This is a genomic window from Anaeromicropila populeti (genome assembly GCF_900112775.1).
Classification (GTDB): domain Bacteria; phylum Bacillota; class Clostridia; order Lachnospirales; family Lachnospiraceae; genus Anaeromicropila_A; species Anaeromicropila_A populeti.
On the sequence record NZ_FOYZ01000005.1, the window covers coordinates 270,585 to 289,351 of the forward strand.

Sequence of the window (18,767 nt, forward strand, 5' to 3'; positions counted from 1 at the left end):
TTTAAATGAGTAGAAGAATGCCTCCAAGTCAAAATCCAGGATACTAAACTAAAACAATAGCATCCTGGATTCTTTTTAGTGTTTCTTAAATTTTTTTGTTAATCCTTCTGGAATCTTTGGCTGATGGAACCAAAATAAGCATGCAGTATTTACGTTGGCTTTTAAAATTGTTTCTGCAAATTGAATGGTTCTTTCATTTCTTTTCTTTTGTAAGTTCATAATTTTCGCCACCTTTCATTTTGAAATTTTATTTGAAAAATTTTTTCTCTGTGAACGTGATAGAAAGAAGACTTCTCCTGTTTTCATGCGAACGGTAGTCCTGTTGGCTAGTAGTATTTCATATTTATTAACTAAAATACCATTAGTGACTTCAAGAAAATTATCTGTTAGTCGTTCCTTGATATTTTTAAGTGTGTCGTATATAAGAAATTCTTCTGCTTTTGTCACTATTTTAACTTGCTGATTTATTTTTTCCAGGTACACAATGGATGATTGTGAAATAGTGATCTTATCTCTATTGTGTGTGAAAGTGATACTTTCGTCTGGAGATTTTTTATAAAGACCTTGGTAGTGAACAATTGCTTTGACAAAAAGTTTTTCAAATTTTTCAGGATTGAGAGGTTTCTGAAGAAAACCAAATGAAAGAATATCAAAAGCATCCAGAGCATATTCACCATGACTTGTAATAAAAATGATTAGGCAGTATTTATTTTTACTAGTTATCTGCTGGGCAATTCGTAATCCATTAGTGTTGCCGTTGGAGAGGTCAATATCTAAGAATGCAATGTCAATAACTTCATTTTTAAGTAATAGTTTAAAATCACTATTGATTTCCTTGAATTTAAATATTTTTGGATTCAATTTGTATTTTTGACAAAGTTCCTTTATGCAAGTATAATTAATTTCTAAATTAAGCTTGTCATCATCCAGAATGAGAATATTCATGTGAAGCACCCTCCTTTTTACTAAGTGGAATGACTACTCTAATTAAAAAATACTGTTCGTCAAAATCTATTTCCGTATAGCCATCGTATTTTTTTGAAATTTTCCGAATGATACTAAGTCCAAGACCATGTTCTGTCTTATTTGACTTGGATGTAACAAGTTCTCCGCGTCGATTAATGTATGGCTTAGTCTTTATGGAATTTTCACATTCGATACAATACTGATGTTCATTAATCCAGTTAACACTAAAGTTTATGTATCGGCTATTTGATATGGAAACTTTTTCAGCAGCTTCAATTGCATTATTAAGAATATTGGAAAGAAGAGAATTCAAATCAATATCCTGCATGCCGAAATTTTCCATTGTTATAATTGTTTCAAATTGAATGTTCTTCTCCTTAGCCAGTTTCTTTTTTTCGTGAATGATTACACACAGTAATTTATTATTGAGTGTTAAAATATCTTTTGTTTTTTCAATATCTAAGCAGATAGAATCAATATATTTATTTAACAAATCATTTTTTCCTTCCTGGGACAATGATTTAATATATTGAAAATGTGAACGCATATCGTGTCGTAACTGTCGGAGCGAATTAAGATTCTCTGAAATATGCTCATTCAGCTGATAATCCTTATCCAGTTCAATCATTTTAAGTTTATATTCATTTTCACTCTTAGACTTCTTAATATAAAGAAAAACGCTGTAAATGCTGCACAAAGTTCCAATCGTTATCTGAAGAACTGCAACAGTTAATACGATACTGATTCTAGCGGAGCGGTTGTTAAATAATAAAATACTAGGGATAGAAAGTAATGCATTAAAAACAATTAGAAAACTCATTTCTTTATAATTTTTAATAACTCCCCAAAAATTGCGACTTGATTTATTAAATCTGGAACCGTATAATGCAATAACTATTTGTAAGGTTACAGACATAATTGTAGCAATAGCATTTGGATAACCCAACACTGAAAATTTTTCAATTGAAGCATGAAAACATATGGAACATACCGCAAAGGATATAATATCCGTAAATACAGAAAGTATATACATAAGTCCAAGGACAAATATTCTTTTTGATAAAGAACCATTAAAAAATAGCTTTGAACAAATAATCAGATATAGGAAAACTATTATGATAAAAGATAAATTTAATAAATCTCCCACAACTGTATTTACATTAAATGATATGTATTGTTTGATTAAAACTAATATGTATGCAATGCTCCATAGCCCAGGTAAAATTATTTTTGGAACATTGGACTTTAATGTTAAGAATTTATACATAAAGAGAATAAAAACAAAGGAATTCAACCCATATGTACTGCAAAGAATAATCATTAGCATTATATTTTTCATTCACTCACCTCATGTAATATCTATATTAAAATAGTACGTGAAAGACAACAAATTGTCAATTTAGTAATATGCAAATTATGATGAAAAATAGTACAAGTTTTATAATAAGTGTATCTGAAAAGTGTAAAAATTGAAAACTAGAGATACAAAGAATACAGCTTATATTGAAATATTGAAAATATTAGAATAAAATTGAACTAATTAAAAAACATTTAAGATAAACACTAGGGAGGTCTATTGTTTGAATCAGGATGAAATGATAGCAGAGTTTTTAAAGAATTGGCTTATAAATGCAAGCCCAATTAAGAGGAGAACTATATATTGGTTTATTAAAAATATGAAGTAACATGAGTAGATTCTGGGTCTACTCATGTTGAAATATTTCTTCAAAAGATTTATATAGTTGGATAAAAAGCTCATCTGGAAGTTTTGAAAAAGCTATAAAAAATTTCTTTTTTGCAGAATTATTATCTTCAGAAATTAGTTTGCCCATAAAAGCTGCTAATTCTTCGTCAGGTGAAAGGTAATTGAATATATGCCCCTCTCCTTTTGAAAGCCAGTTTTCATTAACATTAAATTCAAAACAAATGTCCTGAAAAACACGCTCAGTAACATTCACTCTTCCTATTTCAATACTTCCCAAATTGGATCGGCTCATGTTAATTCTTTTTGCAAATTCTTCTTGAGTTAGATTCAATTCGCTTGTTCTTAATTGTTTTATACGTTCATAAACTTTCACGCTCGCACCTCCTAAGAAAAAGAATAGCATATTAGAAAATATGTGTCAATTAAAGATGTTTTTATGCTATTAAAACACCAAGAAAAGGTTGACAATGTGTTTAACACACGTTATAATGTGCTTAAAGAACATTACGAGGTGATTCATTTGCAATTAAATGATAAGCAAATATATTTAGAAAAAGCTTCACTAATTTGGGATGAGCTAACTGAAAGACAAAAAGGCAGGTTAGAAGGGCAATTAGAGGTATACGAAAATTTAATTGAAGAAAAGAAAAAAGACAATGGGTTTAACAACAGATAAAAAAGCCCGACATGTTGTTGTGAAAGGCTTTCCCGAGAACACACCCCTTATTTACATACTCCCCTAATAAGCGATACTGATACTAGACTCCCCTCATATTAGTATCGCTTAATTAAAAGTAGCTATCACTTTTCAGCAGAGCATTATAATTAATGTTTTGCTTAAGATTGATAGCAAATTATTTTATAAATCAATCTTGTTTAAAAAGGATACTGAAAAGAAAACGTGTGAACTTTGACAATTCTATTTAGCTGAAGGAGCCAGGAAGTTTGGAACCGTGTTTTATTGTAAAGTTTGTCTCGTTTTTCTTCCTGATGTGTTGTGTTCTAATTACGTGATAGGAGGAGCAGGCACATAAATGAAAAAGATGGTGCTGCCAAACGATCTGGACACCGCCAATAACATGCAAAGTTATATTTACATTGAAAAAGGTTTTTCTGTACTTACACAGAAAAGGGTTTAATGCTGCTACAGGTTTGCCTGTACTGGTCACAAGTCCAGATAAAAGCAGAGTGGACAGATACATAATATTTAATGGTTACATTAAAATGGTACAACTTTCAACTTTCTTAGTTGTTCATAAAATATAATATGAGAATAAAAGTAGAAGAGAGGAATGTGCATGAATGGAGTGTACATAAATGAAAGGCAGAATGACATAAAATCGAAAGAATACAAAAATGACATGATATTTATTTTAAGAGAATTGCATCAAAGAAAAAAGCTATCAGAGAAAGAATACTATAGAGCGGTGGAACTGGTACGAAAAGGTGAATACTAATAGGTATTTGACACTACATGGCTGATTAGGAGGGACGTACATGAAAGCTGTTATCTATTGCCGGGTAAGCACAGAGGAAGAAGCACAGGTAAATGCTCTAAAAGATCAGGTGCAGGAAGCAATTGCAGTAGTACGTAAACAAAAATGGAAGTTAGCCGATCAATATATTGATGAGGGCAAGTCAGGTACAACCACTAATAAGCGTAATGAGTATAATCGTCTTGTTTCAGATTTGGAGGAGCTAGAGGATAAATTTGATGTGATTGTAGTCAAGTCCCAGGACAGACTTATGAGAAATACGAAGGAATGGTATCTATTTGTTGACAAGTTGGTGCAAGCACAGAAAAAATTATTTTTTTATCTAGATAATAAATTTTATACACCAGATGATGCATTAATAACAGGTATAAAAGCGATTCTTGCAGAGGAATTCAGCAGGGATTTATCCAAGAAAATTAATAACGCACATAAACACAGACAAGAAAAAGGAACGAATGTAAGCATCACTTCTAACACATGGGGTTACGACAAGATAAATAAAAAAGTTGTAATCAATGAAGAAGAGGCTGAAATTGTCCGCCTGATATATAATCTATGCTGTGAAGGATATGGCAGTAGGATAATTGCCAAGCAATTAGAAGGTAGGGGAATAAAAAGCCGTTCTGGAGGAAAGTTTCAAGAAACAACAATTCGAAGAATTATCCGAAATCCTTTATTTAAGGGAACGGCAGTTATGAATAAGCACCATCTTGATTTCAACACTAAAAAAACAGTACACATGAAAGAATCTGAATGGATTTATCATGAGAATATTATACCAGCAATCGTAAGCGAAGAAATTTGGCAGAAGGCAAATGAAATGATGGATAACCGTGCTGTACAGGAAAAGACAGAAGCTTTTGTGAAGAAACAAAGAGGACGTAATATTGGAAAACATTTTCTAAGCAGTAAGATTATATGTGGAGATTGTGGTTCTGTGTACTGGTTGCGGTTTCGGAAAAAAGCCAATGGAGAACAAATTTTGGAATGGTCATGCAGCGAGTATGTGCAAAGAGGAAGAAAGACAGCCTCAACGCGAAGTGTTGCGACGGATAGAGTCGGTGGATGTGACAATATTCATATGAAAGATAACGATTTGCAGGAAGTCTTATTTAAAATAGGTCAGAAAATTTTTTCCCAGGAAGGATTGGATCAGATGCAGAAAGCATTAGTAGCGGTAATACAAAAGGCAATCAGTAGTGGGGATGATTGGAATGCTGAGGTACTGAAAAGAAATCAGGCAAATATTATGAAGAAGCGGGAGCTGCTGTTAGACAAGATGCTGGATGGTATTTTATCAGATGAGCTGTTTCAGTCCAAAGACAAAGGGCTGAAACAGGAATATGATGAAATTACTGAAAAAATATCTAATATAGAACAGGTGAAAAAGGAAAAAGAATTTAGCCAAAAGCGTATTGCAGAGATAGCAAGCGAAATAAGGGATATAAATGACAAGGCATTGATAGTATCCAAGATAAATGATCATATTACTAAGATAACCATATTTCACGATTATGGATTGGTTTCCCTTGATTTTTGGGAAGATGTGAAGTTTTATATAAAGAAAATCAATTATAGAAAAGTAGAAATTACGCTTTAAAACTATCTGTATGTGAACACAGGTATTTAAACTAGACTGGGTTATTATGTCAATTGTTTTGCTCTGTATTGTGGCAACTGCACTTTATAAGGGATTGGCGATTGTAGAAAAGCGGTTTAAGGAAAAATAGGTGGTTCTAATTATCGAACACTCGTGCTATAATAAAGTGGGTTATGCGAAATAAAAACTATATTTAAATACGAAGGAGAAAGCAAATATGACTAATGTTTATGAAGAATGTCCACTATTTGAAAATAATAAGTATTTATTAAGATATGTAAGGAATGAGGATTGCAAAGATTTGTTAAAAGTATATTCAGATGAAAAATCAGTTCCCCTTTTTAACAGTGATAATTGTGAGGGGGATGATTTTTACTATACAACATATGAGAGAATGGAGAAAGCCATAGAATACTGGCATTTTGAATATGATAGAAAAGGCTTTGTGCGTTGGTCAATTGTTGACCAAACTAACAATTCGGTTATTGGTACAATTGAATTATTTCATAGAAAAGCTAACGATTATTTTACGGAATGTGGTTTGTTAAGATTAGATTTAAGAAGTGATTACGAAAAAGAAACGGAAATAGAAAGTATTTTGTCTCTAATTATTAAGCAGGCATATGATATATTTAATTGTGACAAGGTGGCAACAAAAGCTAAATCAAATGCATTAGAAAGAGTAGATGCACTTGAAAAAATGGGTTTTAGAAGTACCACTGAAAAATTAAAGGGTCATGATGGAACCGAATACGATTCGTATTATGTAATTAAAAAATAGATAAGTACCATTAAAATTATTTGTTTCATCCAACATGTAGTATCACTAATGTCAAAGCATTTATAAGGCTGCCTAGTGGTTAGGCAGCCTATATGTGATATGTATATTAAAAAATTAAAAAGGGCTTTGTGCGGAAGAATACACCATAGTTAAGGATGCATCTGTAGCTGGTGTTATTACAATCATATATTTTGTATCCGTAGAAGTTGGCTCTAGCTGAAAATGAGCAGATTTTGTAGGAGTGGTAACTACTTTGCTATAAACAGTTCCATAATTTAACTGCACAATGTTTACTTTAAAGCAGGTTGGTTCTGAAAAATAACAAGATGTAGTAAAGGATAACCCAGCTGATACTCTCCACCAAATACCATTATCGCCATCAGATATAATCTCACCATTATCAGCACCTATTAATTGGCAAGGTAGATATTTGTAGCATCTTATAAACTCACCAGTAGAAGTATTGCTCCAGTCTGCAACTAAAATAGGGTTTTGGCTAGTTGAAGCATGAGTAATATGGGGATTTGAGAATAATACTGTAGCGCATAATGCAGCTAGTAAAACTTTTTTAAATAAATTTTTCATAATGTTTACCACCTTTCTTTATGATATGATGCAATTATAGATCAGCAGATGTATTATGAAAATGGGGTAAATTAACAAAAATTTCAAGTAAGAAAATGTATTTTTGTAATAATAAACATACAATATTGTAAAAAAAGTAAAAAAGTACAAAAACATCAAAATAATTATTGAAAAATTTTCCATTATTTTATACGCCTTTATGATTGTAGGGTAGCCACAGAATAGGTTGTTCCACTTTTCTTTACTTGTATTTACAATTTATTCGGATAATTATTATATTTAAAATGATATGTTATATCTGAGCAGTATATTTGCGTTAGCTATTATGTCAGCAACCGTTATCTGATGGCTAATATCAAGATGCAAATAGTTTCTTATATTCTAAAATGTTTAGGAAAAAATAAAAAATAAGGAGGTGTCGCAGAATAGCTGATTTTTAGCTGCGGAGCGACCCTCCTTTTTATGTACCTTTATATAGTTACTTCTTTACGATGTAGTTTTGGCCTCTGTTGTTATCAATAAAGAACTGTCCACTTACTTCGTACGTTAAATAAAATTCTATTGTTTCACAATCTTTCAATTCTGTAGAAAAGGAGAACATATCACAATTATTTACTGTTGGTGATATTAATGTCTGATGAACTCCAACTTGTGTAAACTGAGAAAAAAATGCGGAACAGCTGCTATAGGCTGACATGTTATCTTCTTTATAATAAACAGTGACTTCTTTTTCATATGCAATATTACTTACAATAATATTTCCGCCGAAGGTATTGTCTTGTGAATAAAAGGCATTCCAAAGGCTGATGCCTACATTCTGTCCAAGGTATGGGCCATCACAAGAACCAAGGTGATAATTTTTCCAAAAGTTATTATCCCAGATACGTCCAGAAGGAGTGTCCTGATACAAGGCAAAATCTGTATCAATAGGAAGTACACCAGGTGACGTTGGTTTATAACCGCCTATACCAACTGTATCGTGATATTCCCAAATACAGCCTACTTTTGTTGCATATTTAAGTGTCATGGCAACAGTATTCCAAACAGAGCCGTTTCTGTAGTAAATAAATACAGGATATGTTGCTGGGTACTGTGAGATAGCAGTAATACTTTTACTGTAGCTCCCTAAACCATTATAATCACTAAAACTTGTAAATGTTGAATCTATTTTTAATGCTTTCATATTCTCCTCCTTGTATCCTTTGGATTTTATATAATTATAGAATATAATGGAAATGTAGTCAATATAAAACAAAAAAAGTAATTATTATATTTCTATTAATAATATATATAATTAATAAAACTTTATGAGGTATTTCAGTGCTTTATCATAACGTATTAATAAAAAAATATACTAAACAAACACTTAATAGTATGTTAGAATCATTCTATACTCAATGGAAAAATCGTTACGTCAGAGAAGTCAAAGGAAATCATTTTCTTCAGGAATATATATACTATTCATATGATCAGCCAGATTTCTGGCCAGCCATAACCTGCTCAGAGGCAATGGGGTACGGAATGGTGATTTTTTCAATTATGAGCCGGTTTGACAAGGAAGCCAAGAAACATTTTGTTAAACTGTATCATTACGTTAAAAGTTATCCAAGCTGCTTTAACAATAATCTGATGGCGTGGCAGCAAATTCAAATGCCAGATGGAACGATTAAAAATGTAAGCATTGAAACTTCATCTGCAACAGATGGAGACATGGACATTTGCTATGGATTGTTTCTTGCGGATAAGCTTTGGGGAAGCCATGACGGAATACGCTTTGGGGATGAAGCATTCAGACGTATGAATGCGTTAATGGATAGTTGTGTGAATAACCAGTACAACATGTTATTTTTAGGGGACTGGGTGCCTTGGGACAAAACATCTAATTTTCAATATGTAACCAGATGCTCTGATTTCATGCTTTATGTAATTCGGAATTTCATTTACTATGACCGGGCAAATAGATGGAAGTGGGAGAGTTTGTATCATTCCTTAGCTGAAATAATAAATGACCAGCTATCAGGTTGCAGCAAAAATATTGGACTTATGCCAGATTTTCTTTTAAAAGTGAATGGAAAATCAGTTCCTGCCCCTTTTCAGGTATTAGAGTCAAAGCATGATGGAGATTACTATTATAACAGCTGCCGTGTTCCATGGAGGTATGCAATGGACAGTATTCTCAATCATACAGAACCAGAAAAGCAGCTGAAGATAATGAACTCTTTTATACGAACGAGTACAGGAGATAATCCAGATTCTATTATGTCTGGTTATTATGTAGCAAATGGCATACCAGGACTTGCGTTTGGTGAAGCAGATAATCTTGCATTTATTGCTCCATTTTTAGTTAGTTCTCTGGCGGAATCAGGAAATGAGGACTGGACACTTAGGCTTTGGGAAAAGATTATGTCAAAGTCCATTGAGCAATGTTGCTTTTACGAAAATACTTTAAAATTATTGGCAATGATTGCAGCAACTGGAAACTGGCTGGATCCAATGCATTTATAAGTAATGGAATTTAGCGTGTGATAAAAAATTAATATGGAGATTTAATGAGATACGAAAATATAATAACAGGAATATTTATTGACAGGCCAAATAGATTTATTGCCTACGTAAAAATAGGGGATGAGGTGTGTCAGTGTCATGTAAAAAATACAGGAAGATGCAAAGAATTATTAATACCAGGAAAATCTAAAGTCTATTTGGAGGATCATGGTGCAAATGCTAAAAGAAAAACCCGGTATTCTCTGGTTGCCGTAATAAAGGAGACCGAGAAGGAAAATATATTAATCAATATGGATTCACAGGCACCCAATAAGGTTGCCAGAGAATGGCTTGAGAGTGGTGGGCTTGAAGGGAATATTACGTATATTAAGGCAGAAAAAACATTTGAGGATTCCAGATTTGATTTGTATTTTGAATATGATGATGAGAAGAATCAATTGTGTAAGGCATTTATGGAGGTAAAAGGTGTTACCTTGGAGGAGAATGGGGTTGTCCGGTTTCCAGATGCACCAACTCAGCGGGGAGTAAAGCATTTAGAGGGGTTAATGAAAGCAAAGAAAGCAGGATATGTGACATATCTGTTGTTTGTTGTGCAAATGGGAAAGTTTGAAAGGTTTGAACCAAATGGCAGCACGGATCCTGTTTTTGCTAATACTCTTAGAAAAGCAGAAGAAGAAGGTGTGATTGTAATTGTTAAAGGGTGCAGGATAACTCCCGATTCTTTGCAAATATTGTGATGTGAGGTTAGAGGAATGAGTAAAAAAATACTATTTAATAATAACTGGGAATTTACCAGACAGGAAATTGGTTGTGATATTCATAAAATTGAGAAGGATGAATGTATGTGGAATACAATTGATATTCCACATGATTGGGTAATCTATGATTCAGCTATATTTCATGAGTCATGTGAAGGCTGGTACCGAAAGCGATTCTCGATTCAGCTGCTGCCAGAAGAAAAGATGCATTATATTCTTCGTTTTGATGGGATTTATATGGATAGTTCTATTTATGTAAATGGTACTAAAGCTGGAGAGTGGAAATATGGCTATTCGACTTTTGAACTAGACATTACCAGCTTATTAAAAAATGGAGATAATGAAATTTTGGTTCGTGTAATTTTGCAGGTACCTAATTCAAGGTGGTATACTGGTGGAGGAATTTATCGGAATGTTTGGCTGAAAACAGTTTCTGATGTACATCTGGCTGCCGATGGGATTTATATTTCCACCGAAAAAATGAAAAAAAATTTGTGGAAGGTTCATGCATCATGTGAAATTGCAAATGCTTCACAGGAGGAATGTGTAGTTAGATACACCATTTATAATCAAAATAGAGAAATGGTTACCACGGTGGAAGGCAACAGCCCGATTCAAAATTTGTCAGTTGATTCACCAGTACTATGGGATATTGATTTTCCTTATCTGTATGTTATGAAAACAGAACTTTTATACAAAAATAATGTAGTAGATGAGGAATGGTCCCAGTTTGGCTTTCGCACAATTCGATTTGATGCGGATACTGGATTTTATTTAAATGAACGTCATGTTAAAATTCATGGTGCTTGCCAGCACCATGATTTAGGAGCACTTGGGGCAGCAGTTAATAAGACGGCCATAAGGCGTCAGTTATCGCTGCTGAAAGAAATGGGCGTTAATGCTATTCGCACAGCACATAATATGTGTGCCCCTGAGCTTTTAGAGCTTGCAGATGAAATGGGGTTTTTAGTCAATGAAGAATCATTTGATATGTGGAAAAAGCCCAAAAATCCTTATGACTATGCTCGTTTCTTCGAGGAATGGATGGAGCGGGATGTGGCTGCCTGGATTCGAAGAGACCGAAATCATCCTTGTATCATTATGTGGTGTATCGGAAATGAAATTTATGATACTCATAGCAGTGAGCAGGGAACAGAACTAACAAAGATGCTTTTGGAACAAGTGTATAAGCATGATCCCAATCATAATGCTCCTGTGACGATAGGTTCAAATTACATGCCATGGGAGAATGCTCAAAAATGTGCAGATATTGTAAAGCTGGCAGGTTATAATTATGGGGAAAAATATTATGAATTGCATCACAAGCAGCATAAAGACTGGATGATATATGGAAGTGAAACGGGATCGGTGGTGCAAAGCCGTGGAATCTACCATTTTCCATTGAAGTCACAAATCCTTTGCGATGATGATGAACAATGTTCATCCCTTGGCAACAGTATTACCAGTTGGGGTGCCAGAAGCATTGAAAAATGCATTATAGATGATAGAGACGCCAATTTTAGCGCGGGAATGTTTATCTGGAGTGGATTTGACTATATAGGAGAACCAACACCATACCACACAAAAAACTGCTATTTTGGTCAACTTGATACAGCTGGTTTTCCTAAAGATTCCTTTTATATTTACCAGGCTGAATGGACTGATTATAAAGCTGCACCAATGGTTCATATCTTTCCATACTGGGATTTTAACAGAGGACAGCTGATTGATGTACGGGTATGCTCCAATGCGCCAAAGGTTGAATTATTTTTCAATCATTGTTCCCAGGGAACTTTTGAAATAAATCACCGCACAGGGAAAACGCTCATTGGTGACTGGCAGATTCCTTATTGTGAAGGGGAATTGCGTGCGGTTGCATACGATGAAAATAATAATATAATTGCAGAAGATATCCAGCGTTCTTTTTCAGATGCAGCTCAGATTGATTTAAAGCCAGATAAGCAAAGGATGCTGGCTGATGGTCAGGATCTTATATTTATTGAAATATCAGTAAAGGATAAAAATGGTAATCCTGTCTGCAATGCTAATAACAGGGTAAATGTAAAGGTTACGGGAGCAGGACGGCTGATTGGCCTGGATAATGGTGACAGTACAGATTACGAATCCTATAAGGGAACAAGCCGCAGATTATTTAGTGGCAAATTACTTGCTATTATTGCATCAAAAACGATTCCAGGTGAAATCCAAATAAAAGTGACTTCAGAGGGTTTACTTGATAAAAGTATGATTTTTACATCACAGGAATGTATCGTTCCTGAGGGCATATCTGCTTTAGAAGAAAATAAGGAAAGTAATCGGAATCTAGAGATACCCATACGTAAGCTGGAAATCATGAGTCCTCTTGGAACAAGCCTGAATAAAGAACAAGGTGAAGTTGAGGTCGAAGTGAAACTTTATCCAGATAATGCAACCTATTCAGATATTGAGTGGCGGCTGACCAATGCAACAGGGGTAGATACTAATATTGCAGCTATAGCAGCTTCTGGGAAAAAGGCAAAAATAACAGCGCTGGGAGATGGTGAATTTTATGTCCGTGCTACTGCACAAAATGGAAGTGAAAAAATAAGGCTGATCTCAGTATTAGATTTTAAAATCAGTGGATTAGGAACGGCTTATTATAACCCTTATGAATTTGTATCGGGAAGTCTCTATACCAGAAGTTCTGGTGAAATTGGAAGTGGAAATGAACGTGGAGCAGCAACAGCCAGAGATGGAGAAAGCATTATCGTTTTTGATAAGCTGGATTTTGGAAACTTTGGTTCAGATGAAATTACAATTCCTATTTTTGAACTGGGCAGCAAGGCAACTCAGATTGAAATATGGGAGGGGGCTCCATATGACGAGGGAAGCGAATTGTTGGCGGATGTTATTTATCACAAGCCGTCTATCTGGAATACGTATCAAGAAGAAACCTATCAATTAAAAAAGAGACTGTCAGGTATTACATCCATAGCATTTTTACTAAGAGACAAGGTGCATATGAAAGGATTCATTTTTAAAAAGCTGGAAAAAGCATATGAAAAGCTTTCGGTGCTATCTTATAGCAGTTTATATGGAGATTCTTATCAGATAGATCAAGACAGTATTACTGGAATTGGAAATAATGTTACAATTGAATTTGATGAAATGGACTTTGGAACGTCTGGTTTTCACAAATTAATAATTTGTGGACGATCTCCTATTGAAAAAAATACAATACATGTTCGATTTTATGGAGCTTCTGGTGAAGTGAAGCAATTGGCTGAATTTGAATATGCGGAAGAATATATTGAAAGAGAATTTCTCATGGATAGCGTAACAGGATTGCAAACAGTATCTTTTATTTTTTTGCCAGGCTGTCATTTTGACTTTAAATGGTTTAAATTTCAATAGTAAAATGATAAAAAAGTAAAAGGCTATTGGAATAAATTTGAAAAAAGTAAATAGTAATTATTAAAAACCAACAAAAAAGGAATTGATTTTTTGTTGGTTTTTAATAATTAACAAAAGCATACTAATATGGTAATATACTAGTATACAAGTTGCAGGAAAAACTGCTGGGAGGAGGATACCATGGGTAAGAAGGAAAAATCGATGGAGAAGCAGAAAAGGAAGGAAGAAGTAATCTTAATGAAGTCAGCAAAAGTCCCTCTGCTAAAACATATACGAAGAGAATGGAAGTTGTATGCATTTTTGATAATTCCTATTGCGTACTACATAATATTCAAATATCTGCCGATGGCAGGAAATATCATTGCTTTTCGTAAGTATCGGGCTGGAGGACCTATTTTTGGTATAGAATGGTCAGGACTAAAATATTTCAGGCAATTTATCAGGGACAGGGCTTTTTGGAATGCCTTTACCAATACCTTAATTATTAACTTTTCGTATTTACTGGTTCGTTTTCCGGCAACATTAGCTTTTGCATTGCTGCTAAATGAAATAAAAAATGTTCGATGGAAAAAATTTGTACAGACGGTTTCCTATTTGCCACATTTTATAGCGGTTGTTATTGTATGCGGTATGGTAAAAGAATTACTTTCTACCAGTGGTCCAATCAACGCAATCATTAAAGCATTTGGCGGAGAACCAATTAGTTTTATTCAATTACCAGAATGGTTTGTAACAATTTTTGTTGGCTCTAGTGTATGGCAGGCTCTTGGATGGGGAACTATTTTATATTTGGCAGCCATGGCGGGGATTAATACCGAATTGTATGATGCAGCTAAGGTTGATGGGGCAAACCGGTTTAAGCAGGTATGGCACGTAACAATTCCAGGTATTTTACCAACTATTACAACAATTCTAATACTGGATATTGGAAGCATTGTAGGTTCGGGAGGAGTTTTTGAACGAATTATTATGCTCTATAATCCAATGACATATTCAACCGGAGATGTAATTTCTACTTATGTTTACCGAATGGGTGTGGGGACAGGAAATTATAGTTATGCTACGGCAGTAGGACTTTTTGAAGGCATTATTGGACTGATTCTTGTAAATGCAGCTAATATGACTTCACGAAAAGTAACAAAAAGCAGTTTGTGGTAGGAGGGAAAATATGAAAGTATCAAAATCGTATCGAATATTTCAAATAATTAATACAATTATTATGATTATTATTGTGGCAGCTACTTTATATCCATTTTTATTTTTGGTAGCTCAGTCATTTAGCTCAGAGAAGGCAATTTATAACGGAGAAGTAACAATTTTTCCAGTTGGATTCAATATTGAAACATATAAGTCCATTATTAAACAGGGAGATTTCCTGCTGTACTATAGAAACACTATATTGTATGCCGTATTAGGTACAATAATATCATTGTTTTCCACAGCAATTCTGGCATATCCACTATCAAAAGATAAGTTGAGATTAAATAAAGTAATTACGCCATTTGTAATATTTACCATGTACTTTGGCGGTGGACTGATTCCAAACTATGTACTTGTTAATTCACTGGGTATGAGAAATACAATATGGGCATTTCTAATTCCAGGAGCAATCAGCACATATTATGTATTATTAATGAAATCGTTTTTCGCAAGTCTTCCACAAGAACTGGAAGAGGCCGCGTCAATAGATGGACTGGGTACATTTGGAATTTTTATAAAAATTGTTTTTCCTTTATCAAAACCAATTATGGCAACAATGGTTCTATTCTATGCGGCGGGTTTATGGAGTAACTGGTTTACACCATTTATTTATTTTGACAGTAAGGATAAATGGCCAGTTGCGTTGTATTTAAGACAGATTATCTATGGCGCCACAAGTACCAATGAAATTTCAGCAGGATTGGATCAGGCACAGTCAATTGCAGCATCTGTTAAGTCAGCATCAATGGTGCTTATGGCATTACCGATTATTTGTATATACCCATTTATCCAGAAATATTTTGTTCAGGGTATGATGATTGGTTCCGTAAAAGGATGATATTTTGGCATTTCATATGATTAAGATGCTAAATATAAATATGTATTTTAAAATAAGGAGGAATTTATGATGAAATTAAAGAGAGTCATTTCGGCATTATTAGTTTTAGCAATGGTTTTCAGTTTAGGTGCATGTAATAACAAGGAGGACAAGAAAACAGATACTGATTCGGGAACAAGTGACAGTGGAGCTGCTGCTACGGAAGAAGAATTAGATTATACCTTTGGTCTTGATACAACCTTTAAATCAGATGAACCTATTACATATTCTATGATGTATAGTGATCATGAGATTTACCCTTATCAAGAGAACTGGCTGGTCTGGGATAAAATAAAAGAGATGACAAATGTCAGCTTTGATTTGAACATTATTGCACGTGCAGATTATGATGATAAAAAGTCATTATTAATCAATTCGGGAGAGGCTCCCTATATTATTCCTAAAACATATGATGAATCTGCGTTTATTACTGGTGGAGCTGTAGTTCCAATTAGTGAATGGGTGCAGTATATGCCAAACTATATGAATTTTGTAGAAACATATCAAATGGAAGATGATTTAAAGCAAATAACAAAAAGTGATGGAAAATATTATAAATTACCTGGTATGTGGGAAGTTCCTGCTGGAACAGGTAGTGAATATACACTAGTTGTAAGAAAAGATATTTTTGAAAAAGCTGGAGTAGATGTAACGGAATTAGAAAAGGACTGGACATGGGATGAGTTTTATGACTGCTTAGCAAAAGTTCAAAATTATGTTGGTGGCAATCCAATCTGGTCTGACAGATGGAAAGGTGATTCACTTCTGAAAGTAGTAGGTCAGACTTATAATGTACCAGCTGGATGGTCTCTTGGTGATGGTATGCAATACGATGCTGAAACAGATTCCTGGTATTTTGCAGAAACATCAGAGGACTATAAGGAATTTGTAACATTAATGAATAAGTTTATCAGTTCAGGTATTTTAGATCCAGAAACTTTTACACAAGAAGATGCGACTGCTGAAAATAAATTTAAGGCTGGTGAAACATATGTAATTGGTTCTAACAGAACAGTTTTGTCTATGTATGATCAAGGCTTAAAAGAAACATTAGGCGAAGGTAATTATGAGTTATATTCCATTGTCCTTCCAGTTGCAAAAAACAACTATCAGACTGAAAATTCCAGATTGGAAAATGGTATTATGATTAGTCAGAAAGCATTAGATGAGTTAGGAGAAGCTGGTTTTATTAAAATGCTTCGTTTCATTGACTGGTTATGGTATTCAGAGGAAGGAAAGATATTTACAAAATGGGGCGTTGAAGGGGAAACTTATACCGTTGACAGTGAAGGAAATTATACTTTAAATTCTGATATTACTTACAACGGACTGAATCCAGAAGGAACTAAGCAGTTAAATGTTGATTATGGTTTTAGCAATGGTGTATTTTCTTATGGCGGAACTTTAGATCTCGCAAAATCCATGTTAGCAGATGACTTGAAAGATTTCTGTGAAAGACTGAATTCTTATAGAACAATTAAACCATTAAATCCACCTGTTGTAGGAGATGAAGATCAAACAGAAGAAATGAATCTGATTAAGACTCCTCTTATGGATTATGTAAAGAGTGCTACTTTACAGTTTGTTACAGGTCAGATGAATGTGGAGTCAGATTGGGATAGTTATGTTGCATCCTGTGAAGCAAATAACAGCCAGAGATATATTGATATGTATAAAGAAATTTATGATAGTCAGAAATAAAAAATAGCCTGGCAGAAAAAGATTCTCTTGCTAATGAAGGGAACATTACAGGAGAATCTTTTCTATGAAAGGCTTCAAGGAGAATGATTATATGAAAATGATATTTCGCTGGTTTCCAGGTGGCGACGACAGCGTTACATTAGAGCAAATTAAGCAAATACCCGGTGTTACAGGGGTAGCTGCTATGCTGTCTGATATTCCGGTAGGTGAGGTATGGCCTATTGACAGGCTGGAAGCATTAAAAAATGAAATACAAAGTGCGGGACTTGAGCTAGAAGTGATTGAAAGTGTGAATATCCATGAAGATATAAAAAAAGGATTGCCAACCAGAGATAAATATATAAAAAATTACATTAAAACAATTGAAAACCTATCCACTATTGGAGTAAAATGTTTATGTTACAATTTCATGCCAGTTATGGATTGGTTAAGAAGTGAACTTGCCTATCCATTAGAGGATGGAAGTAATGTGCTTGCCTATAACCATGAAACGGTTTTAAAAATGAACCCGGCATTAATTGCGGAAGAAATGCTGGGTAATTCCAGAGGATATTCTCTACCTGGATGGGAGCCTGAAAGATTGGAGGCAATGGCGGCAGATATAAATTTTTATAAAAAAATGTCTGATGAGCAGTACTGGGAGAATACAAAATATTTTTTAGATCAGGTAATACCATATGCAGAAAAGTATGACGTTAAGATGGCGATACATCCTGACGATCCACCATTTTCAATCTATGGTCTGCCTAAGCTGATTAATAATGTTGAAAATATACGTAAATTCTTAAATTTGAATAGTAGTCCATATAATGGACTGACTTTATGCACTGGATCTCTTGGCGGTGATATGGAAAATGATATTCCTCAAATCATCAGTGAATTTGCTTCACAAGGAAGAATTCATTTTGCACATATACGAAATGTAAAGCATTTAGATAAAATGGTATTTACAGAATCGGCTCACTATAGTCCATGTGGGGATTTGGATATGTATAAAGTTGTGAAAGCGTTTTACGAGAATAGGTTCGATGGTTATATTCGTCCTGATCATGGCCGGATGATATGGGGAGAGCAGGCAAGACCAGGATATGGATTATATGACAGAGCACTAGGTGCGTCGTATATTCTTGGACTATGGGAAGCAATCGATAAAAATGCACAGATAGAATAAGCGGCTAAAAAGAAATGAGGAGATAGTTA

Annotated in this window: 17 protein-coding genes; 11 read left to right on the forward strand and 6 right to left on the reverse strand. The window is 34.1% G+C overall.

Annotated features, from left to right (window positions below):
• Positions 1 to 75: 75 nt before the first annotated feature.
• The 4 genes from BM305_RS08290 to BM305_RS08305 all read right to left on the reverse strand — a co-directional run bounded on the left by BM305_RS08290 (position 76) and on the right by BM305_RS08305 (position 3,044).
• Positions 76 to 219, reverse strand: a complete 144-nt coding sequence (locus BM305_RS08290; protein WP_092560227.1) for a cyclic lactone autoinducer peptide — start codon at positions 217 to 219, stop codon at positions 76 to 78.
• 15 nt (positions 220 to 234) lie between these two features.
• On the reverse strand, positions 235 to 945 hold the full coding sequence (locus BM305_RS08295; RefSeq protein WP_092560228.1) for a LytR/AlgR family response regulator transcription factor: 711 nt from the start codon (positions 943 to 945) through the stop codon (positions 235 to 237).
• Positions 923 to 2,305, reverse strand: coding sequence for a sensor histidine kinase (locus tag BM305_RS08300; protein ID WP_092560229.1), 1,383 nt, complete (start codon positions 2,303 to 2,305; stop codon positions 923 to 925). The genes BM305_RS08295 and BM305_RS08300 overlap by 23 nt, the downstream gene beginning before the upstream one ends.
• 364 nt (positions 2,306 to 2,669) lie before the next feature.
• Positions 2,670 to 3,044 carry a helix-turn-helix domain-containing protein gene (locus BM305_RS08305; protein WP_092560230.1) on the reverse strand — a complete coding sequence of 125 codons (375 nt, stop codon included), beginning with the start codon at positions 3,042 to 3,044 and terminating at the stop codon, positions 2,670 to 2,672.
• Between the two features lie 42 nt (positions 3,045 to 3,086).
• Between BM305_RS08305 and BM305_RS08310 the strand changes: the two genes are divergently transcribed.
• The 4 genes from BM305_RS08310 (at position 3,087) to BM305_RS08320 (ending at position 6,548) form a co-directional block, all read left to right on the forward strand.
• On the forward strand, positions 3,087 to 3,347 hold the full coding sequence (locus tag BM305_RS08310; protein WP_177214631.1) for a hypothetical protein: 261 nt from the start codon (positions 3,087 to 3,089) through the stop codon (positions 3,345 to 3,347).
• Between the two features lie 622 nt (positions 3,348 to 3,969).
• On the forward strand, positions 3,970 to 4,128 hold the full coding sequence (locus tag BM305_RS19010) for a hypothetical protein (RefSeq protein WP_177214632.1): 159 nt from the start codon (positions 3,970 to 3,972) through the stop codon (positions 4,126 to 4,128).
• 40 nt (positions 4,129 to 4,168) lie between these two features.
• The gene (locus BM305_RS08315; RefSeq protein ID WP_092560232.1) at positions 4,169 to 5,767 is read left to right on the forward strand and encodes a recombinase family protein; all 1,599 of its coding nucleotides are present in this window, start codon (positions 4,169 to 4,171) and stop codon (positions 5,765 to 5,767) included.
• A 217-nt stretch (positions 5,768 to 5,984) separates the two neighbouring features.
• Positions 5,985 to 6,548 (forward strand): GNAT family N-acetyltransferase, encoded by a 564-nt coding sequence (locus BM305_RS08320; protein WP_092560233.1) that lies wholly within the window; start codon positions 5,985 to 5,987, stop codon positions 6,546 to 6,548.
• A 114-nt stretch (positions 6,549 to 6,662) separates the two neighbouring features.
• Here BM305_RS08320 and BM305_RS08325 read toward each other — a convergent pair whose 3' ends face one another.
• Both BM305_RS08325 and BM305_RS08330 read right to left on the reverse strand, forming a co-directional pair.
• Positions 6,663 to 7,133 carry a hypothetical protein gene (locus tag BM305_RS08325; protein ID WP_092560234.1) on the reverse strand — a complete coding sequence of 157 codons (471 nt, stop codon included), beginning with the start codon at positions 7,131 to 7,133 and terminating at the stop codon, positions 6,663 to 6,665.
• Positions 7,134 to 7,611: 478 nt separating this feature from the next.
• Positions 7,612 to 8,316, reverse strand: coding sequence for a hypothetical protein (locus BM305_RS08330; protein WP_092560235.1), 705 nt, complete (start codon positions 8,314 to 8,316; stop codon positions 7,612 to 7,614).
• A 191-nt stretch (positions 8,317 to 8,507) separates the two neighbouring features.
• Here BM305_RS08330 and BM305_RS08335 point away from each other — a divergent pair, with 191 nt between their 5' ends.
• From BM305_RS08335 to BM305_RS08365, 7 genes are all read left to right on the forward strand, one after another.
• Positions 8,508 to 9,638: a glycosyl hydrolase family 8 gene (locus BM305_RS08335; protein ID WP_177214633.1), complete on the forward strand. Its 1,131-nt coding sequence runs from the start codon at positions 8,508 to 8,510 to the stop codon at positions 9,636 to 9,638.
• 44 nt (positions 9,639 to 9,682) lie between these two features.
• Complete coding sequence (gene sfsA, locus BM305_RS08340) at positions 9,683 to 10,375, forward strand: DNA/RNA nuclease SfsA (RefSeq protein ID WP_092560237.1); 693 nt, start codon at positions 9,683 to 9,685, stop codon at positions 10,373 to 10,375.
• A 15-nt stretch (positions 10,376 to 10,390) separates the two neighbouring features.
• The gene (locus BM305_RS08345; protein ID WP_092560238.1) at positions 10,391 to 13,789 is read left to right on the forward strand and encodes a glycoside hydrolase family 2 TIM barrel-domain containing protein; all 3,399 of its coding nucleotides are present in this window, start codon (positions 10,391 to 10,393) and stop codon (positions 13,787 to 13,789) included.
• Between the two features lie 180 nt (positions 13,790 to 13,969).
• Positions 13,970 to 14,947 (forward strand): ABC transporter permease, encoded by a 978-nt coding sequence (locus BM305_RS08350; protein WP_242940496.1) that lies wholly within the window; start codon positions 13,970 to 13,972, stop codon positions 14,945 to 14,947.
• A 10-nt stretch (positions 14,948 to 14,957) separates the two neighbouring features.
• Positions 14,958 to 15,827 carry a carbohydrate ABC transporter permease gene (locus BM305_RS08355; RefSeq protein WP_092560239.1) on the forward strand — a complete coding sequence of 290 codons (870 nt, stop codon included), beginning with the start codon at positions 14,958 to 14,960 and terminating at the stop codon, positions 15,825 to 15,827.
• Positions 15,828 to 15,896: 69 nt separating this feature from the next.
• Positions 15,897 to 17,567: a type 2 periplasmic-binding domain-containing protein gene (locus BM305_RS08360; protein ID WP_207649465.1), complete on the forward strand. Its 1,671-nt coding sequence runs from the start codon at positions 15,897 to 15,899 to the stop codon at positions 17,565 to 17,567.
• Positions 17,568 to 17,631: 64 nt separating this feature from the next.
• Positions 17,632 to 18,738, forward strand: coding sequence for a mannonate dehydratase (locus BM305_RS08365; RefSeq protein WP_330393444.1), 1,107 nt, complete (start codon positions 17,632 to 17,634; stop codon positions 18,736 to 18,738).
• The last annotated feature ends 29 nt before the right edge of the window (positions 18,739 to 18,767 follow it).

Coding starts and splice junctions, on each gene's coding strand:
- BM305_RS08320 (WP_092560233.1), top strand. CDS start 5,985: ATGACTAATGTTTATGAAGAATGTCCACTATTTGAAAATAATAAGTAT.
- BM305_RS08335 (WP_177214633.1), top strand. CDS start 8,508: ATGTTAGAATCATTCTATACTCAATGGAAAAATCGTTACGTCAGAGAA.
- BM305_RS08365 (WP_330393444.1), top strand. CDS start 17,632: ATGAAAGGCTTCAAGGAGAATGATTATATGAAAATGATATTTCGCTGG.
- BM305_RS08300 (WP_092560229.1), bottom strand. CDS start 2,305: ATGAAAAATATAATGCTAATGATTATTCTTTGCAGTACATATGGGTTG.
- BM305_RS08360 (WP_207649465.1), top strand. CDS start 15,897: ATGAAATTAAAGAGAGTCATTTCGGCATTATTAGTTTTAGCAATGGTT.
- BM305_RS08290 (WP_092560227.1), bottom strand. CDS start 219: ATGAACTTACAAAAGAAAAGAAATGAAAGAACCATTCAATTTGCAGAA.
- BM305_RS08330 (WP_092560235.1), bottom strand. CDS start 8,316: ATGAAAGCATTAAAAATAGATTCAACATTTACAAGTTTTAGTGATTAT.
- BM305_RS08345 (WP_092560238.1), top strand. CDS start 10,391: ATGAGTAAAAAAATACTATTTAATAATAACTGGGAATTTACCAGACAG.
- BM305_RS08325 (WP_092560234.1), bottom strand. CDS start 7,133: ATGAAAAATTTATTTAAAAAAGTTTTACTAGCTGCATTATGCGCTACA.
- sfsA (WP_092560237.1), top strand. CDS start 9,683: ATGAGATACGAAAATATAATAACAGGAATATTTATTGACAGGCCAAAT.
- BM305_RS08355 (WP_092560239.1), top strand. CDS start 14,958: ATGAAAGTATCAAAATCGTATCGAATATTTCAAATAATTAATACAATT.
- BM305_RS08295 (WP_092560228.1), bottom strand. CDS start 945: ATGAATATTCTCATTCTGGATGATGACAAGCTTAATTTAGAAATTAAT.
- BM305_RS08350 (WP_242940496.1), top strand. CDS start 13,970: ATGGGTAAGAAGGAAAAATCGATGGAGAAGCAGAAAAGGAAGGAAGAA.
- BM305_RS19010 (WP_177214632.1), top strand. CDS start 3,970: ATGAATGGAGTGTACATAAATGAAAGGCAGAATGACATAAAATCGAAA.
- BM305_RS08315 (WP_092560232.1), top strand. CDS start 4,169: ATGAAAGCTGTTATCTATTGCCGGGTAAGCACAGAGGAAGAAGCACAG.